The following is a 1,097-nucleotide window of genomic DNA, read 5'->3' on the forward strand; positions in this document are numbered from 1 at the left end:
TACGGCGAGGGCGCGCCCACGCGCGTGAAGGGCACCGAGCGCTTCCGCAAGCCCCGCCTGTTTGTGGCCACCTTGCGCTATTCCCGGCGCAGTTTCCGGCGTGTCGTGTGGAAGTCCAGCCAGGAGGTCTGGGCCCGGTTGCATGAGCAGGCGTGGAGGTACTTTGGCGGGTCCTGTCGCTACGTGGTCCTCGACAACCTGAAGGAAGGCGTGCTCAAGCCCGATCTGTACGAGCCGCTGCTCAACCCAGTCTATGCCGCCGCGCTCGCCCACTACGGCGTGGTCGCCGACCCTGCCAGGGTCCGGGATCCAAATCGCAAGGGTACCGTGGAGAATGCCATCGGTCACACGCAGGCCACGGCTCTGAAGGGACGACGCTTCGAGTCCATTGACGAGCAGAACGACTTCCTCGAACACTGGGAGAGCCGCTGGGCCGCCTCGCGCATCCACGGCAGCGCACGCCGTCAGGTGCAGGCCATGTTCGAGGAGGAGCGACCCCACCTGCAAGCCCTGCCGGTGACGGGCATGCAGTACTTCACCGAGTCGCAGCGCACCGTGTGCGACGACACCTGCGTGCGCGTCGATCACAGCAGCTACGCCGCCCGGCCAGCGCCCATCGGCAGTCGTGTTCTGGTGCGCGTGTTCGAGCACCGCATCGAGGTCCGTGATCTCAAGACGCAGGCGCTGCTGCGCACGCATGCGCGCGTCGAACGGCCCGGCACGGTCGTGCTGCCTTACGAGGAACGCGTGTTCAATCCTTCGCGCGAGACGCACCGCATCCTCGGTCAGGCCAAGGCGATCGGCCCCGACGCGGAGCGACTGTGCCAGATGCTGTTCGCCATCGAGGGCCGTGTGGGCCAGCGCAAGCTCTGGGGCATCGTTGGGTTGGCCGAGCGCTATCCACGTCGACTCGTCGACAGTGCGTGCGCGCGCGCCATCGCAGAGGGTGTCCACAGCTACCGCCACGTCAAGACCTTGACCGAGAAGCTGGTCGCCGACGCGCTGGCCACCATCGATGCCAACACCCCCGACCAGGGCTCGCAGTTGTCGCTGATCCAGGAACACCCGTTGATCCAGTCGGCCGACGTGTACGCCGA

1 protein-coding gene is annotated in these 1,097 nt (G+C 66.7%); it reads left to right on the forward strand.

The features are described from left to right. On the forward strand, positions 1-1,097 hold a 1,097-nt coding region (istA, locus tag WKW80_RS37255; RefSeq protein ID WP_340368570.1), incomplete at both ends, for an IS21 family transposase.

The organism is Variovorax humicola (assembly GCF_037889915.1).
Taxonomy (GTDB): Bacteria; Pseudomonadota; Gammaproteobacteria; order Burkholderiales; family Burkholderiaceae_C; genus Variovorax; species Variovorax humicola.